Source organism: Alkalimarinus alittae (assembly GCF_026016465.1).
Lineage (GTDB): Bacteria > Pseudomonadota > Gammaproteobacteria > Pseudomonadales > Oleiphilaceae > Alkalimarinus > Alkalimarinus alittae.
Genome location: NZ_CP100390.1, coordinates 2,702,417 through 2,718,761, shown reverse-complemented (window position 1 = coordinate 2,718,761; position 16,345 = coordinate 2,702,417). Strand labels below are relative to the sequence as shown.

At 42.6% G+C, this 16,345-nt stretch carries 12 protein-coding genes and 2 tRNA genes; 9 read left to right on the top strand and 5 right to left on the bottom strand.

From position 1 onward, the window contains the following. Positions 1–79: 79 nt before the first annotated feature. Both NKI27_RS12360 and NKI27_RS12355 read right to left on the bottom strand, forming a co-directional pair. On the bottom strand, positions 80–727 hold the full coding sequence (locus NKI27_RS12360) for a porin family protein (protein ID WP_265046356.1): 648 nt from the start codon (positions 725–727) through the stop codon (positions 80–82). A 240-nt stretch (positions 728–967) separates the two neighbouring features. Further along, positions 968–1,462 carry a hypothetical protein gene (locus tag NKI27_RS12355; RefSeq protein ID WP_265046355.1) on the bottom strand — a complete coding sequence of 165 codons (495 nt, stop codon included), beginning with the start codon at positions 1,460–1,462 and terminating at the stop codon, positions 968–970. 289 nt (positions 1,463–1,751) lie between these two features. Here NKI27_RS12355 and NKI27_RS12350 point away from each other — a divergent pair, with 289 nt between their 5' ends. After that, positions 1,752–3,098: a M18 family aminopeptidase gene (locus tag NKI27_RS12350; protein ID WP_265046354.1), complete on the top strand. Its 1,347-nt coding sequence runs from the start codon at positions 1,752–1,754 to the stop codon at positions 3,096–3,098. A 104-nt stretch (positions 3,099–3,202) separates the two neighbouring features. Here the strand turns inward: NKI27_RS12350 and NKI27_RS12345 are convergent. Together NKI27_RS12345 and NKI27_RS12340 are read right to left on the bottom strand one after the other, a co-directional pair. Beyond that, positions 3,203–3,279 (bottom strand) — tRNA-Pro (locus NKI27_RS12345). A 146-nt stretch (positions 3,280–3,425) separates the two neighbouring features. Further along, positions 3,426–3,501 (bottom strand) — tRNA-Asn (locus NKI27_RS12340). A 115-nt stretch (positions 3,502–3,616) separates the two neighbouring features. On the opposite strand from NKI27_RS12340, the gene NKI27_RS12335 reads away from it, so the two are divergent. After that, positions 3,617–4,522 (top strand): universal stress protein, encoded by a 906-nt coding sequence (locus NKI27_RS12335; protein WP_265046353.1) that lies wholly within the window; start codon positions 3,617–3,619, stop codon positions 4,520–4,522. Positions 4,523–4,555: 33 nt separating this feature from the next. Next, the gene (locus NKI27_RS12330) at positions 4,556–5,509 is read left to right on the top strand and encodes a YheT family hydrolase (protein ID WP_265046352.1); all 954 of its coding nucleotides are present in this window, start codon (positions 4,556–4,558) and stop codon (positions 5,507–5,509) included. Between the two features lie 10 nt (positions 5,510–5,519). Here NKI27_RS12330 and NKI27_RS12325 read toward each other — a convergent pair whose 3' ends face one another. Further along, complete coding sequence (locus tag NKI27_RS12325; RefSeq protein WP_265046351.1) at positions 5,520–6,236, bottom strand: arylesterase; 717 nt, start codon at positions 6,234–6,236, stop codon at positions 5,520–5,522. A 41-nt stretch (positions 6,237–6,277) separates the two neighbouring features. On the opposite strand from NKI27_RS12325, the gene NKI27_RS12320 reads away from it, so the two are divergent. From NKI27_RS12320 to NKI27_RS12295, 6 genes are all read left to right on the top strand, one after another. Continuing rightward, entirely contained in the window at positions 6,278–6,952 is a 675-nt protein-coding gene (locus NKI27_RS12320) for an ABC transporter ATP-binding protein (RefSeq protein WP_265046350.1), read from the top strand. After that, entirely contained in the window at positions 6,949–9,465 is a 2,517-nt protein-coding gene (locus tag NKI27_RS12315; protein ID WP_265046349.1) for an ABC transporter permease, read from the top strand. Before NKI27_RS12320 ends, NKI27_RS12315 begins: the two co-directional genes overlap by 4 nt. A gap of 99 nt (positions 9,466–9,564) precedes the next feature. Next, positions 9,565–10,731 carry an efflux RND transporter periplasmic adaptor subunit gene (locus NKI27_RS12310; RefSeq protein ID WP_265046348.1) on the top strand — a complete coding sequence of 389 codons (1,167 nt, stop codon included), beginning with the start codon at positions 9,565–9,567 and terminating at the stop codon, positions 10,729–10,731. 18 nt (positions 10,732–10,749) lie between these two features. Further along, complete coding sequence (locus NKI27_RS12305) at positions 10,750–13,896, top strand: efflux RND transporter permease subunit (protein ID WP_265046347.1); 3,147 nt, start codon at positions 10,750–10,752, stop codon at positions 13,894–13,896. Positions 13,897–13,996: 100 nt separating this feature from the next. Then, the gene (locus tag NKI27_RS12300; protein WP_265046346.1) at positions 13,997–14,908 is read left to right on the top strand and encodes a hypothetical protein; all 912 of its coding nucleotides are present in this window, start codon (positions 13,997–13,999) and stop codon (positions 14,906–14,908) included. Positions 14,909–14,917: 9 nt separating this feature from the next. Then, entirely contained in the window at positions 14,918–16,342 is a 1,425-nt protein-coding gene (locus NKI27_RS12295; RefSeq protein ID WP_265046345.1) for a hypothetical protein, read from the top strand. Positions 16,343–16,345: the final 3 nt, after the last annotated feature.

Below are 16,345 nucleotides of genomic sequence, written 5' to 3'. Positions count from 1 at the left end.
GCGGTGAATGTTAGTGAAGTCTGAAAATGACTAGAGATATGCAATAGTCCCTCTAGTCATTAACTTTTGTGTAAGGGGGTTAGAACTCGTACTTAAGCCCTAGGCCGTACTGAAGTGTTTGAATGCCTGATGCTGAGCTGCGGTGTAATCGACCTGCTTCTGCGGTTATATACCAGTCTTCAATTATCTTAAAATCAAACCCTGCTAACCAGCTCATGCTGAACTTGGAACCCGGGTAGGTGTCTGGTAAATCATCCCAGGTTGATTTTGGTTCTGCCAACGCATCTGCATTAACATAAGACATACCAAGCTGGCCATATATGGAGGTCCACTCTGCTAGCGGGTAGTGTAAACCCATATACCAACTGACAAAATGGTTTAATTCGAATGTTGCATCGGACGCAACAACAACGTTTTTACCGTCTACTTTTACTAAATCTCCGTTAGCATCACGCTGTAGCTTAGTGCCGGGAACGGTGTCATCCGTTAGGCCTACGCCAAATCTCATTTCGGTCTTAACGTAGTCTGTGATGTAGGTGCCCATCGTGAACGATGTTGCCCAGTTTTTTGCAGTGTACTTTCCACCGATAGACTGAAAGTCTAGAGCAGTCATATTGACTATAATATAGTCCAGACCTTCTTTTTTAGGTGTGAATTCAGCTTCTTGAGCAGCTACATTAAATGATAGAAGAGCAAGTAAGGTGAGCGAGCGAGCTAGAAACTTCATTATTAGTTGGAATCCCATTTATGATAAGTCGTAGCGGTTAACTCGGCGGATACTTGACCGATGCTAGCGACTTTATTGATTGCTTTTAGTGTTTAGTTGGTTTTGATTATTAATTATTTATAAAGCACGATTGTGCCGCAACAGTCAGGTCTAATTCGCTGAAGGGTGTCACAAATTATTGAAGTTTTGTATTTATTTGTTACTTAAGCGCGATTTCTATCTGTCATTTATAAGGCAGTATTAGAGGAGTTCATTTTCACGAGCCAAGATGAGTAGTGATAACACGTTTTGTTCTGCGTGTTTGGTGTTTAGATTGTTGTCTTGAATGATCAGGTTTTTATTATCCATGATTTCTTCAAAGTTCTTATGTGTAATCAGGCTGGTAATAGGAGTGAGTTCAAAGGTTGGTTCTTCATCAAACGTGTCAAAAAGCTTGTCTAATAGCTCGGTGTCATAATCGATGCCGTCTATATAGACAGGCTTTCCGTCGAGGTCTTCGTTCATTTCTCTGATAATATCGATACCAGAAACACCGTGATCATATAAGTGTTGTAAGGTTTCATCAGGCAGGGGCGAGTCTTGTGGATCCCAGTCTTCATCGGGCATAACCAGTACGTTTTTTATTTGGCCGTCAGGTAGTGACCACGCGATACAGATGGGGAAGCTACCCTCATCGTAACTACTGCTTTCGATATCTAAAAATTGAGGTTCGCGCTTGTGCTGGCTTCCAGTCATGACTACTCCTTTCATCAAGTTCAGAATGCTGATTATACTGGCGTTATTCAGAATGTCGATAGACTTCTATTGTCTGCTTTAGCTAGGTTTAGCGTTTATAGAATTGAGCGTTAAAATAGTGCTAGAAAGCCCCGTTGTTAATGATTATGAGATTCTATTTTGAGGCTGTTAGGCGTACAGTATTTGGGGTACTCTTACTGTATGTTAAAGGTGCGTTTGATGTCATGTCTACATTAGCCTTGGGTTTATACTCAAAGGGTAGTGTATCTATTAAAAAGTTGAGGAAACAATGCAATTAGATTTTTTTAATCAAGGATTGATGTCATTTTTGAAACGGTCGCCTACGCCATTTCATGCGGTCTCAAATATGGAGTCAGCGCTTCTACAGGCTGGGTTTGAACGGCTAGATGAATCTGTTGAATGGGTGCTTAAACCTCAGGGGCGCTATTTTGTTGCGCGCAATGGCTCTTCGCTTATTGCATTCTCGGTTGGCGATAATCCTAGTGATGGTATTCGCATGGTGGGAGGTCATACCGATAGCCCCTGCTTAAAAGTAAAACCCACGCCTGAAATTAAGCAAAAAGGCTTTTTTCAGTTGGGTGTTGAGGTTTATGGTGGTGCGTTATTAGGCCCCTGGTTTGATCGCGACCTGTCCATTGCTGGGCGTGTGACTTTCTTGAATTCAAAAGATCAGCTGTCGAGTGGTTTGATTGACTTCGAAAGGCCGATTGCGCTTATTCCTAGTCTGGCAATTCACCTTGATCGAGACGTCAATAATGGTCGCCCGATTAATGCGCAAAAAGAGTTGCCGGTTATTCTTACTCAGTTAGGTGAAAACGAAGATATTTCTTTTAGAGAAATACTAAAGTCAGCGTTGCGCGACACTTATCCTGATATAGATGTCAAAAAAGTGCTTGATTATGAATTGTGCCTTTATGATGTGCAGCCGCCTTCATATATTGGTCTCAATAATGAGTTTATGGTATCTGCACGAATGGATAACTTATTAAGTTGTTATATTGGCTTATCCAGTTTGCTAAAAGCGGTTGGTGCTGAAGGCGGTAGTCAAGAAGGTGGTCAAATTGCCGGAAATCAACCTGCTTGTATGTTGGTATGCAGTGATCATGAAGAGGTGGGTAGTCAATCAGCAGAAGGTGCCCAGGGGCCTTTCTTGATGAATGTTCTAGAGCGGTTGTATCCAGATTCTCAAACGCGTGCACAGGTGATTAATGCATCAATGATGATCTCAGCGGATAATGCGCATGGTGTTCATCCTAATTTTGCCGATAAGCACGACAATAATCATGGACCATTGATTAATGAAGGGCCGGTTATAAAAATTAATGCCAATCAGCGTTATGCGACTAATAGTGAAACTAGCTCTATTTACAGACACTTAAGTGAGCAGTTAGATTTACCGTATCAGAGTTTTGTTGTGAGAAGTGATATGGCCTGCGGAAGCACTATTGGGCCTATTACTGCCAGTAATATCGGTGTTCGCACCCTTGATATTGGGGTTCCACAATTGGCGATGCATTCAATAAGAGAAATGATTGGTAGTAAAGATGCGTTTACCTTATATAAAGTGCTAGCTCATTTTAATCAGAAGAGAAACCTTAAGGTTGATCGAGTTTAAAGTGATATTTTAAACGCTATGAAGGAGGGCTAGCAGAATATTTGCTGGTCTTCTTTAGCTGTTGTGAGGTGTTGATTTAACAGGAATAAGTAGGGTGTTTTAAGTGGTCGGGGTAGAGAGATTCGAACTCCCGACATCCTGCTCCCAAAGCAGGCGCGCTACCAGACTGCGCTATACCCCGTGTAAGATTTATACTTAATTAGCATAAATCAAAATAGATGCTGACTTATGACACTTGGTGTCAGTTTGTACTATCAATTTTGAACGATATATCTAGAATTTTCTTTAGGATTAAAACAGTATAATGCTCTGTTTTAAAAAAAGAATTGGCTCCTCGAGCTGGGCTCGAACCAGCGACCCACGGATTAACAGTCCGTTGCTCTACCAACTGAGCTATCGAGGAACAATCAGTTGAGCCGCGAATAATATAGATAAGCTTAATTTTCGTCAACTGCTATTCTTTAAAAAAATGAAAATTCCAAAAAACATTGTTGATGCTATCTGTTTTCATGGAGTGAATGATGAACATTTCAAAGATACTGGTGGTTATAGACCCCAAAAAAAACAACGACATACTGGTCTCACGGGCTCGACGGTTTGCTTTAATTTATGGTGCTAGCGTTGAGCTTTATGTGGCGGCTTACAGTTCTGCCATCGAAAGTAGCTATTGGTTCGATAAAGAGGGTTTAGAAAAAGCGCATGAAGGTTATCTACATGGCAAGCAAGTGTGGCTAAGCGGTATAGTCAAAGCATTAAAGGGTGCCGGTGTTCAAGCTGAGGGTTGTGTAGAATTGGTAAAACCACTACACCGAGCCGTTCTTGACCGTTGTGAAAACGTAAAGGCTGACTTGATAATGATGCAAGCTGAGCACCACTCTGTCATGGTTAGAGCCCTGTTCACCAATGCAGACTGGCACCTTATTAGAGAAAGTAATGTGCCGCTCATGTTTGTTAATAACAACGAATGGGGTAGCCATGTAAACGTGGCTGCAGCGGTTGACCCGCTGCATGCTGATTCCCAGCCAGAAGGATTAGATGATCAACTGTTAGAAACCGCTCATGATTTGGCTTGTCGGTTGCCGGCTGAGCTTCATGTTATACATGCTTATGAACCGATTCCTTCAGGCGTTATAGCTGAGTTTGATGCCATCATTGCAGATTATGAAATTTACAGAGACAAAGTGAGAGATCGACATCGAGAAGAGTTAGATGAGCTACTTAAGCGAAATGTAGAGTCATCGACTATTGTGCACTTTGAAGAAGGGATACCTGCAAGGGTGCTTCCTCAAGTGGTCAGTGAGGCAGAAATCGACCTAATCGTCATGGGGGCAATTTCTCGCAGTGGTATTGATAAATTTTTTTTAGGGAGTACTGCAGAACGGGTTATTGATCACCTAAGATGTGATATCTTGATCCTTAAATAGTAAATGACATTCTTATTAATGAGGCCATAATTTATGGAATATAGAGCTCCTTATTTCTTTAAAAATGGCCATATTCAAAGTATATATCCGTCGTTGTTTCGTAAGCTTAATGATCAGTTTATGGTGCGTGAGCGTATAGATATTGAGGATGGTGATTTCTTAGATCTCGACTGGTGCCGGAACGGCGCTCGTCGGCTAGTCATCATTAGTCATGGACTAGAGGGGCACAGCCGCCGACCTTACATAGTCGGGATGGCACGAGCCTTGGTTGACAATGGTTGGGATGCATTAGCATGGAACTTTCGCTCGTGTGGTGGTTCAATGAATCGCCACCTTCGTTTTTATCATAGTGGCGCCACTGAAGACTTGCATCGAGTGGTCGATTACGCGGTTCAGTCGGGTGAATACGACGAAATAGCTTTAGTCGGTTTTAGTATGGGCGGGAACCTATCGTTGGTTTATTTGGGTGAGCAGAGTGTTCTTGCCAACCCTATGGTAAAAAAAGCCGTCGTGTATTCTGTTCCGTGTGATTTAAGTGCCAGCGCTGAGCAACTAGCGCAACCTCAAAACAGAATTTATATGAAGCGCTTTTTAAGGGATTTAAAAGCTAAAATGCAGATTAAAGAGCAGATGTTCCCCGAGCATTTAGACTTAACGGGTTATGATAACATCAAAAACTTCCGGCAATTTGATGACCGTTATACTGCGCCTATCCATGGTTTCAAAAATGCTGAACACTACTGGTCGCATTGCAGCAGTCGACGCTACATCTCTGGTATTAAGGTGCCGACACTCATTGTAAACGCTAAAGATGACCCGTTTTTGACGCGTACTTGTTATCCCTATGACGAAGTAAACTTAAACCCAAAGGTTAAGCTTGAAACCCCCGAAACGGGTGGTCATGTGGGGTTTGTTAGTTTTAATAAAAATAACCGCTATTGGTCTGAGCAGCGAGCGGTTACTTTTCTTAATGGCAGTTTATCTTAATGGCTGTTTATTATAGTAGCGGTTCCAGCGTTTCCCAAACTCGATCGAGTAGAAGCGGTTGAGCAAGCGCTGTCGGGTGTATACCGTCTGCCTGCATGAGTTCAGGTTTAAGTGCTACGTCCTCCAACAAGAAAGGGACTAACGTAACGGTATTTTTTTCAGCAGTTTCTTTAAACAAATTATAAAAACCAGAGGTATAGCGTCGACCGTAATTAGGCGGGATCCTCATGGCGATAAGAATAGGGGTTATGTTATTTGATTTTGCTTGATCAATAAGCGTCTGAAGATTTGATTTGATCAAGCTAAGGGGGAAACCTCGAAGGCCGTCGTTCCCGCCGAGTTCAATCAATAGGATAGAAGGATTATGCCGATCAATAATGTCAGGTAAGCGTTTAACGCCTCCCTCAGTAGTTTCTCCGCTGATACTGGCATTGATAACCGTATAGGTCTTACCCTCTTGTTTGAGTTTATTTTCTAATAATGCTACCCAGCCACGCTCGGTAGGTACACCATACGCGGCACTAATACTGTCACCTAGTATCACAATAGAGGGGGGGGCGGCTGAGTTGGTTATTTGAATGCTTGAACTGTAAGCAGGCGTTAAGATAGAGGCTATAAGGAATAGGTAAAGTATGCGCTTGTGTAGGTATCGTAGCCGATTAAGATAATGAATGCATAGGCGAAAGGAAATCGACTTAAAGTTGAAACGTTTTATAGACAAATGCATAGTGTGTGTATTCCACCATTGATTGTAAAAAGGAACGAGTTTTGGACCAACCATTCGTAATTAAAGCGCAAAATATATCCAAGCGAGTGACGCTTGCAGATGAAACATTAGAGATATTGAGTGGTATTGATCTAGAAATCAAGAAAGGCGACTCGCTCGCTATTGTGGGAAGGTCAGGTTCAGGTAAAACAACATTGCTTGGCTTGTTGGCAGGGCTTGATACGGCATCTGATGGTGCTATTTATATTCTTGATCGAGACCTTTCTAACATGGATGAAGAAGAGCGCGCATCCCTTCGAGCAAAGCATGTGGGCTTTATTTTTCAATCATTCCAATTGCTATCTTCATTGACTGCCTTAGAAAACGTCATGTTACCACTTGAGTTACGTGGTGATAGTCATGCTAAACAAGAAGCTGAGCAGTTTTTAGAGCGTGTGGGTTTGGGGGATAGAATGGCTCACTTTCCTCATCAGTTGTCTGGCGGAGAGCAGCAGCGGGTGGCCATTGCCAGAGCATTTGCCTGTAAACCATCAATATTGTTTGCTGATGAACCGACTGGAAATTTAGATACAGCAACAGGGCAGAACATTATTGAATTACTGTTTGAGCTTAACCGAACAGAACAAACAACGCTCATTATGGTTACTCATGACGAATCACTGGCAGCGAAGTGTCACTCAACGCTTAGATTAGAAAGTGGCAGAGTTTCTATATGATGCAGCGACGGTTATTAAAAATAAGTAGCAAGCTGTTACGAAAAGAGTTTCGTCAACGTGAACTTAAAATTTTGTTTCTGGCAACTGTTATTTCAATAGCAACGGTTTCGTTGATCTCTTTGTTGGGGGATCACCTTCAAAAGCTAATTGTGCATTCATCAAGTCAGTTTATCGCTGCCGACCGACAGTTAAAAAGTCCAAGAGTAATACCAGATGGATGGTTGGAAACAGCCGAATCACTCAATATCGAAACAGCTCATACCTTAAGCTTCGCCTCTATGCTCTTTGCTGGTGAACAAATGCAATTGGTGAGTGTAAAGGCTGTATCAGAAGGTTATCCATTAAAGGGCGCTTTAGAAACATCCGACCAACCATTTTCAACCGCTCAAGAAACCACTGATATTCCCAAACCAGGGGCGATTTGGTTAAACCCTCGACTGTTTTCATTAATGGCGGTGAATAAAGGGGATACGGTATCTATAGGCGATAAAAAATTAGTCGTCACACGGGTGATTAATCGAGAGCCTGATGTGGGGTTTGGTATGTCTGCCATGGCACCGAGAGCCATGATTAACATACAAGACATCGACGCCACGGGGGTAGTTCAACCGGGTAGTCGACTTAGCTGGACGTATTTATTTGCCGGTAGTGATACTGCACTAACAGCATTAGATCTTTGGTTAAAACCAAAACTTAGCAGCAGCCATAAATGGGTGGGCGTAAAAGAAGGTCGCCCAGCGATTGGAAACTCGATTGATAAAGCTGAAACTTACCTATTACTAGGGGGAAGCTTAGCTGTTTTATTGGCCTGCGTCGCGATCGCCATGTCAGCTCGACAATATTCTGTTAAGCAAGTCGATACGGTAGCGTTATTAAAAACATTAGGCCTCAGTGGTTCGCAGGTTGTCGGCATTTTTTCGCTACAAATTATATGGGTGTTTTTATTTGCGGGCTGTGTGGGGACAGGTTTAGGGCTTTTAGGCTATGCGTTGGGTGTTAATAGTCTAGGGGCACTGTTTCCAGAGCTAAGCTATACACAGCATTGGTATGAATTCAACGCTACCTCGTTGTTTGTGGGATGGCTGACTGGTGCGATTGTGATGCTCACTTTTGCATTACCGCCAATTGTGAAGCTAAAGTTAACGCCACCGATGAAAGTGTTGCGAAGAGAGGCATCGGGTTCGAGTCGTTTTAATTGGGTTATCGGCGCGGTAGGTGGTACCGGTATATTATCATTGCTCTACTTGTATAGCGGCGACTGGATGTTGGTCGCTATTTTATTATCAGCATTTGCTGTGTTGTCGGCGCTGTTGTTGCTAGTCTCATTTTTACTACTGAAAACAGTGAGCCTAATAGGAACAGGTGCTAGCAACTATTGGAAACTAGGCGTTGCATCGATTGTGCGTCGGCGTTGGCAGACGGTTTTTCAAATTCAAGTGTTTTCACTGGCGCTGTTGTTGCTTGCGGTTATTTATCTCACTAGAACAACCCTGTTAGGCGATTGGCAAGCACAGCTACCCGATAACGCGCCGAATCATTTTTTAATTAATATCAGTCAACATCAGGTTGAAGATATTGAAACTTACTTTGATCAAGAAAATATTGAAACCAGCGGTTTGTATCCTATGGTTAGAGGGCGATTGACCCACATTAATGAACAGCCTGTAAAGACAACTGTTAGCAAAGAGAAAGATGTTAATGCTCTTAATCGAGAGCTCAATTTAACCTGGAGTGATCAGCTACCTTCTGACAATGTTATCCAGCAAGGTGATTGGTGGTACGAGGCGGATGAGCAAGAACTAAACCGTGTATCGGTTGAGGCTAGTCTAGCGGATAAATTAGAACTTCAGTTAGGTGACCAATTAACGTTTACCATTGGTGATCAGTTGGTCGATGTAGAGGTTCAGAGTATTCGTACAGTCGAATGGGATAGTATGCGCCCTAATTTTTATATGATTTTCCCAGAGGGTTTATTAAAGAACTATTCGGCGACTTTCATTACTAGTGTTTATCTGTTGCCCGAGCAAAAAGCGCTGTTAAACAGCCTTTCTCGACAGTACCCCACTATAACGGTGTTAGAAATTGACCAATTGATAATCAAAATTAGGCATATCATTGCTCAAGTGTCGACGGTCATTGAATTAATTATGTACTTGATTTTGGCGTCCTCAATTTTAGTCGTGATGGCATTGATTAATATTTCTATGGGGGAACGTTATCGCGAGGGTGCATTACTCAGAACGCTAGGGGCCAACGCTAAGTTGATACTAGGAAGTCAGTTTGTGGAATTCACCATTATTGGCTCTTTATCGGGGCTTATAGCTGTTATCGGTGCAGAGTTCGTGGTTTGGGCGATACAAAGTCAATTATTTAAATCGGAGTTTGTTGTTCATTTCGCTGTATGGTTATGGCTGCCGATTATCAGTGGTTTAGCGATAGGAGGGGTAGGGTATTTTCTTGTCAGAAAGGTCACGAAAACCTCGCCATTAACCATTCTACGACAGGATTTTTAACGCATTCGTTATTTTGATTGATATTTTACGCTGCGGATAATTGTAATAGCTGCAGCGAGAGCCTATGATTTATAACAAAATTTTTATATGGAAAGAAATATGATAAAAGCGATGCGGAATAGTTTTTGGGTTGCCTCTGTAACGGCCGTTTGTTTGATGGTGTCTGGTTGTGGAGATGAAGAGGCGAGTAAACAGCTATCGAAAGACGCACCGCTGCCATCAGTAACCGTTTCGACGGTGAGCAATGTGACAATTAAACCCTCTAGGCGTTTTATTGGCCGTACTGAAGCGGTTGAAGATGTTCAAATTAAAGCGCGGATTAATGGATATTTACTTTCAATGGACTTCATTGAGGGACAAAAGGTTAAAAAAGGGGATGTTCTGTTTGAAATAGACCCAAAACCTTATGAGGCTGAAGTATCGCGACTTACGGCAGAAGTGAGTCGACAGCAGGCGAGTTTAACTAATGCAAAGCGTAACTTTCGACGAGGTAATGAACTCATCGAAAAAGGCTTTATAAGTGCAATGGAAATGGATGACCTTATTTCAAGACGAGACCAAGCAAAAGCCGCACTTCAGTCAAGTGAAGCGAGTTTAGAAACTGCAAAATTAAACTTATCATATACTACGATTAGAGCGCCTATTTCTGGGCGTATAGGGCGTAAGTCGCTCAGTATTGGTGATTTGGTTAGCCCTGATTCGGGGGTTCTGGTTACGATAGTCACGGTTGACCCTATGTATATAACCTTTGATATTTCTGAAAAGCTAATGGCAAATGCCAATAATAGAAATAATGCATCATCGGACAGCCCAAAAGCGTTGCCTACCCCCCGTATAGAGTTACCTAATGGCGAAATGTATGGCCCTAAGGGTAAGTTTGACTTTGTTGATAACCGTGTGGACCCTGCAACTGGAACGGTTAAAGTAAGAGCGGTATTCCCAAATGAAAACGGTCAGCTTATTCCAGGGCAGTATGTCACCGCTGTGGTGAGTGCTAGCGAGCCGAAAAAAGCCATTCTTATTCCCCAAGCGGCGGTATCTGAAGACCAGCAAGGTCATTTTGTTATGCTGATTGGCGACAATGATACAGTTCAGGTACGTCGAGTAACGATGGGAGAACGGATTGATGTGAGTTGGGAAGTTGAAGAAGGGCTATCTGAAGGGGAAAGATTAATTGTAGAGGGGCTCCAAAAAGTAAGAACTGGACAACAGGTGAACCCTGTAGAACAGACTATTAAAGCGTTCGACGAAACTAACAGCAAATAGTCTTAGGGAGTTCAGTCTATGTTTAGCCTATTTTTTATTGATCGGCCCAAGTTCGCCTTTGTTATTTCTATTGTCATTACCTTAGCGGGGTTGTTATCGATCCCCTTATTGCCTATTTCAGAGTTTCCTGAAGTTACGCCACCCGTGGTAAATGTTTCTACCAGCTACCCAGGTGCTGATGCCGGAACTGTTCGTGATACCATTGCAACCCCCATAGAGGCTGAGCTTAACGGGGTAGAGGGTGCAATGTATATGACCTCTAATAGTGCAAATGACGGTAGTTATTCTCTTAACATTACGTTTGAAGTCGGCTCTGACCCTGATATGGCACAGGTGCGTGTACAGAACCTAGTTCAGCAAGCATTGCCAAAGCTTCCAGAAGAAACCATGAAGCAAGGTGTAAGGGTTAATAAACAATCGACCTCAATGACAATGATTGTAAACTTGTACTCGCCTAACGAGACACATGATGCATTGTTTCTTTCTAATTACTCTAGTCTAAGTATCACCGACGCCCTTGCTCGAATAAACGGGGTGAGTAAAGTCACAATCATGGGCTCGCTCGATTATGGTATGCGCATTTGGTTAAACCCTGATCGTCTAGCAAGCCTCAATTTAACTGTGCAAGATGTTCTTAGTTCTGTGCGGGAACAGAATGTTCAGGTTGCTGCAGGGCAGGTAGGTGCACCGCCATCACCTAGTTATCAACAGTTTCAATACACGCTTAGAACATCAGGCAGGTTAACCAGTGTAGAAGACTTCGAGGATATTGTGCTGGTGGCCCTAAAAGATGGGTCATCGGTTAGATTAAAGGATGTTGCACGCATTGAGTTAGGCGCCCAGAGCTATGCATCTTTCGGTAAACTGGATAATAAACCGAGTACCGTTATTGCGATATATCAATTACCAGAGGCCAATGCTCTCGACATTTCAGAGGCGGTTAATGCTGAAATGGAAAAATTGAAAGTGGGCTTTCCTGACGATATTGAATACGGCATTTTGTATGATACGACTAAATTTGTTGAAGCCTCTATTGATGAAGTTGTGACGACACTTTTTCAGGCATTATTGTTAGTGGTGTTGGTCGTTTATATCTTCTTGCAAGATGTTCGATCGACCTTGATACCCGCCATTGCTATCCCTGTATCATTAATTGGTACATTTGCTGTTCTTTTAGTGACGGGCATGAGTATTAACACCGTCACGTTATTTGCTCTGATTCTTGCGATAGGGGTCGTCGTTGATGATGCTATCGTCGTAATAGAAAACGTTCAACGACATATGGATGAGGGGTTGCCTCCTAAAGAAGCCACGCGTGCAGCAATGAAAGAAGTTTTTGGGCCTGTTATTGCGACGACCTTGGTGTTACTCGCTGTTTTTGTGCCGGTTGCATTGATGCCGGGGATTACCGGCCAGATGTATGCGCAGTTTGCGGTGACTATTTCAATTGCGGTGCTTATTTCATCGATTAATGCACTTACTTTAAGCCCTGCTTTATGTGCGACGTTACTTAAAGCACCTTCTGGTGAGGGTGAAAATAAAAAGGGCTGGTTCTTTACTCATTTTGAAACGCTATTTAGTAAATTAACTGTTGGCTATGTTGGTTGGGTGCGAGTACTGGTTCGCAGAGTGGTGTTAGTTTTAGTTCTGTTAGCTATTATTCTTGGCTCAACAGGCTTTTTATTCAAGACGTTACCAACAGGTTTTATTCCACCAGAAGATAAAGGCGCATTTATGATTGATGTGGCTTTGCCTGATGGAGCATCCTTGCTGAGAACTGAAGCGGTACTCGAACAGGTAACGAATATCATCAATGAAGAAGCGGGTGTTGCGCATGCCATGACGGTGAGTGGTTATAGCATACTCAAAGGCGCTGCATCTTCAAATGGCGGGTTAGCCATAGTAATACTCGACCCTTGGGATGAGCGGCCCAGTCAAGAGCTTCACATGTACAGCATTCTTCAAAAAATACAAGCGAAGCTATTTGCGCTACCTGATGCGAATATTTTTGCCTTCCCTTTGCCGGCGATTCCAGGGGTAGGTGCTGTTGGTGGTTTTGAGTTTGTATTGCAAGATACGTTAGGCCAGTCGCCCTCTGCATTAGCAGGTGCTATGCGTACACTCATTATAAAAGCCAATGAATCACCTGTTATTGATAAAGCATTTAGTTCCTTCAGAGCGGATGTTCCTCAGATATTTATTGATGTCGATCGTGTTAAGGCCCGCAACTTAGGGGTGCCGTTAAACGACGTATTTTTAACGATGCAAACCCTGTTGGGTTCGATGTATGTCAATGACTTCAATAAGTTTGGCAAAGTTTATCGTGTGTTAATGATGGCTGATGCTGAGTACCGGAGCGAAGTGAGAGATATCGACCGGTTTTATGTGAGGAGTCAGACCAATGAAATGGTGCCTCTAGGTACGCTAATCGAAAGTAAACCGATTTTAGGGCCAGAAGTCGTGACCCGCTATAACCTTTTTGCATCAGCAAATATAAACGGTAGTGCTGCGGCAGGGTATAGTTCAGGAGAAGCGATCGCTGAAATGGAGCGAATCGCAACCGAAGCTTTGCCGGCTGGTTATACATTTGAATGGACGGGGATGACGTATCAAGAGTTATCTGCAGGTAACTTAGCGCCGCTAATCTTTTTATTGGCTATTATCTTTGTGTATTTATTCTTGGTTGCTCAGTACGAGAGTTGGACTATTCCTGTGAGTGTTATGTTTGCTGTTCCTATCGCTATCTTGGGGGCATTAATGGCCGTTGCAGCAGTAGGGATGTCCGTTAACTTATACACTCAGATAGGATTGGTGCTTCTCATTGGACTATCGACTAAAAGCGCTATCTTGATAGTTGAATTTGCTAAAAATTTACGTGAACAAGAAGGCTTGTCTATATGGGAATCGGCTATTAAAGCAGCCGAGTTGCGTTTTAGAGCGGTATTAATGACAGGTTTGTCGTTTGTGTTGGGTGTGATTCCGTTGGTGCTTTCTACAGGTGCTGGTGCTGTAAGTCGACTCTCATTAGGGTTTGCGGTACTTGGCGGAATGCTACTCTCAGTAATTGTGGCGACCCTTTTAGTGCCTGCGTTTTATGTAATTATTCAACGTACACGTGAGCGTTTTAACCCTCAGGAAACGTCTGAATTGAACAGCGAGCATTAACATTATATTAATCTAGCAGGCTCAATCTAATTTGTTGCGTGTTGAGTCTGCTAGTATGTGCTTCCAGAGTATTAATTAAGTCTAAAGGGTAAGTTTAACTATGCGTTTAAACGGTTTTAAGCTGATCAGAAAAAGTATGATGGCCTTGTCTGTAACGATGTTTGTCATTTCATCATTGCAGGCAACCGAGCTGTCTCCTCAGAGTCTTAAGTGGAATGCTTTAGCGTACTCAGGTTCTAAATTCTTTATTAGTGTCGATACGTCGGTATCAGTTGATATCATCAGTAAAGATACCGCATTAAAAGAGCTAATTTCGACCACTGAAGGTGAGGGTAAACTGCCCGTCGCAGATGAAATCGTTAAAATTAATGTTAAAAATAGTGTCGTCGGTAGTGAAACTGACTTTACTGTTTGGGTTGAGCCTGACACCACAGTGCTGCAGCGAACATCAATTTATGGTGGGATCAAAGAATGGTATCGCACTTACCGTTTTATGAAAGACAAAGTCTACTCAGATAAACGAAAGCCCGCTAATAGTAGTGAAAAAGGAAACGCTTGGGAAACTTGGACTGATATTGGACAAGGCTTTTATGAGCTTGATGAGTCGGAGCAACGCGCAACGGTGAGTGAGTCAGAAGCGTTGTTTTACCTTATAGGCGTCGCAGGCTTAAATGCGCAAGGCGATAAAACGTCATTAAATATGTACGATAGAAGCGGTGTTATTAAAGCTACCGTAGAGGTGGTAGGTTCAAAGCGAGTTTTGGTTGATTATAACGCGATCAAAAATGGGGAATCTACGAGGGTGAAGAAAAAAGTAAACGCACTCGAAGCCATAGTAGATGCTCGGTCAATTAAAGAAGGTGGCAGTTTAGAGAAGTTTAAGTTTTTAGGCTATAAAGACGATATTAGACTGCTTATTGACCCTGAATTAAATACCATTATTGAAATATCTGGGGCGGTTGAATATGTAGGGAATGTCACTATTCGACTTGAACAGATTTCATTAAATTGAGAGGTCTAATTGGGTTCTGGTAAGCAGCAAAATGCACTCAATAAATATTTAATCGGTTACTCGGAGCCAGAAGTCTCCAGACTCAATACTATCAGCACCCAATATGCTCATACGCTCGTTATTCCACTTTATGACGAGCCGTTTGAGATTGTAAACCTGTTACTCAATACTGAATTTCACCTCACCCCTTCGACAAATGACCAAGGTGTTTTATTTATTCTGGTCGTTAATTGTCCTGAAAACGGTGAGCAGGCGGCAGTGGATCGAACCACTCATTTATTGCAGCAGTTAACGGCCTCGGTCGAACCTATATTTACTCGTGAAAACCTGATCTTTGCAAAAGCTGGAAAAACCAGCACTGAAAAAAGCAGCGTTGAAAGAAACAATGGCGTCATTATTGTCGACAGGTGCACTGAAGGTCGGCGGATACCAAAGAAACAAGGTGTCGGACTTGCTCGAAAAATTGGCGCGGATATAGCCTGCCAGTTGATTTCAACTGAAACCATTAAAAGCCCTTGGATTCATTCAACGGATGCTGATGTAATATTGCCTGTTAACTATTTTAGTTGTGTTCAACAAGTTAGAAAATATGACCAAGCAGCCAATACAAGTGGGGCAATGGGAGAAAATAAAGGGCTTCCGGTGGCGCTTATTTACCCTTTTAAACATGTTCCTGAAAAGGGATATGAAACGGCCAGCGAATTGTATGATTGGTCGCTAAGGTATTACGTTGAATCTATCCGATGCGCGGGCTCTCGTTATGCTTATCACACCATTGGTAGTTTAATAGCCGTTGATTTTGAGGCTTATGCAAAAGTAAGAGGGTTCCCAAAAAGGTCTGGGGGTGAAGACTTTTATCTACTCAATAAGTTGGCAAAAATAGGGCAGATAACGAATTTACAGACGCCGGTTATCAATATAGCTGCAAGGCCGAGCCAACGAGTACCGTTTGGCACGGGCCCTGCCATTTGTAAAATTACCGAAAATAAACAGGCGATTGAAACTCACGTCTTTTATCATCCCTGTATTTTTCAGCAACTCAATATGGTTTATACCGTTATTCAACAAAGCTGGAAAGTACGCGATAATCAGACAGTCGGGTGTTCAGCTGAGATTTTAGCTGCGCTTGAAGGGGCGTATGCAGACTTTAAAATAATATCTAAGGATATTACTCGTCAGGCGGTAGATGCCTTAAATACCTTGGGGTTTGTTGCTGCGTTCAAGCACGCGACTATACAGTCAGGCACTGAACAGCAGTTTATTAAACAAATGACGGTTTGGTTTGATGCTTTTAAAACACTAAAGTTTGTTCATTATATGAGGGATCACGGTTACCCGTCTTTAACATTGAAAAATGTATTGAAAGAAACCTGTATTTTGAGTGATGAGTTAAAAGAACGTGCAGAAAAATTGTTGTCGATGACAGCGGACTAAGTG

What these genes read in the sequence shown, in the direction of transcription:
- NKI27_RS12305 (WP_265046347.1), top strand. Translation starts at nt 10,750, where the DNA reads ATGTTTAGCCTATTTTTTATTGATCGGCCCAAGTTCGCCTTTGTTATT.
- NKI27_RS12315 (WP_265046349.1), top strand. Translation starts at nt 6,949, where the DNA reads ATGATGCAGCGACGGTTATTAAAAATAAGTAGCAAGCTGTTACGAAAA.
- NKI27_RS12325 (WP_265046351.1), bottom strand. Translation starts at nt 6,236, where the DNA reads ATGCATTTGTCTATAAAACGTTTCAACTTTAAGTCGATTTCCTTTCGC.
- NKI27_RS12310 (WP_265046348.1), top strand. Translation starts at nt 9,565, where the DNA reads ATGATAAAAGCGATGCGGAATAGTTTTTGGGTTGCCTCTGTAACGGCC.
- NKI27_RS12300 (WP_265046346.1), top strand. Translation starts at nt 13,997, where the DNA reads ATGCGTTTAAACGGTTTTAAGCTGATCAGAAAAAGTATGATGGCCTTG.
- NKI27_RS12350 (WP_265046354.1), top strand. Translation starts at nt 1,752, where the DNA reads ATGCAATTAGATTTTTTTAATCAAGGATTGATGTCATTTTTGAAACGG.
- NKI27_RS12355 (WP_265046355.1), bottom strand. Translation starts at nt 1,462, where the DNA reads ATGACTGGAAGCCAGCACAAGCGCGAACCTCAATTTTTAGATATCGAA.
- NKI27_RS12360 (WP_265046356.1), bottom strand. Translation starts at nt 727, where the DNA reads ATGAAGTTTCTAGCTCGCTCGCTCACCTTACTTGCTCTTCTATCATTT.
- NKI27_RS12330 (WP_265046352.1), top strand. Translation starts at nt 4,556, where the DNA reads ATGGAATATAGAGCTCCTTATTTCTTTAAAAATGGCCATATTCAAAGT.
- NKI27_RS12335 (WP_265046353.1), top strand. Translation starts at nt 3,617, where the DNA reads ATGATGAACATTTCAAAGATACTGGTGGTTATAGACCCCAAAAAAAAC.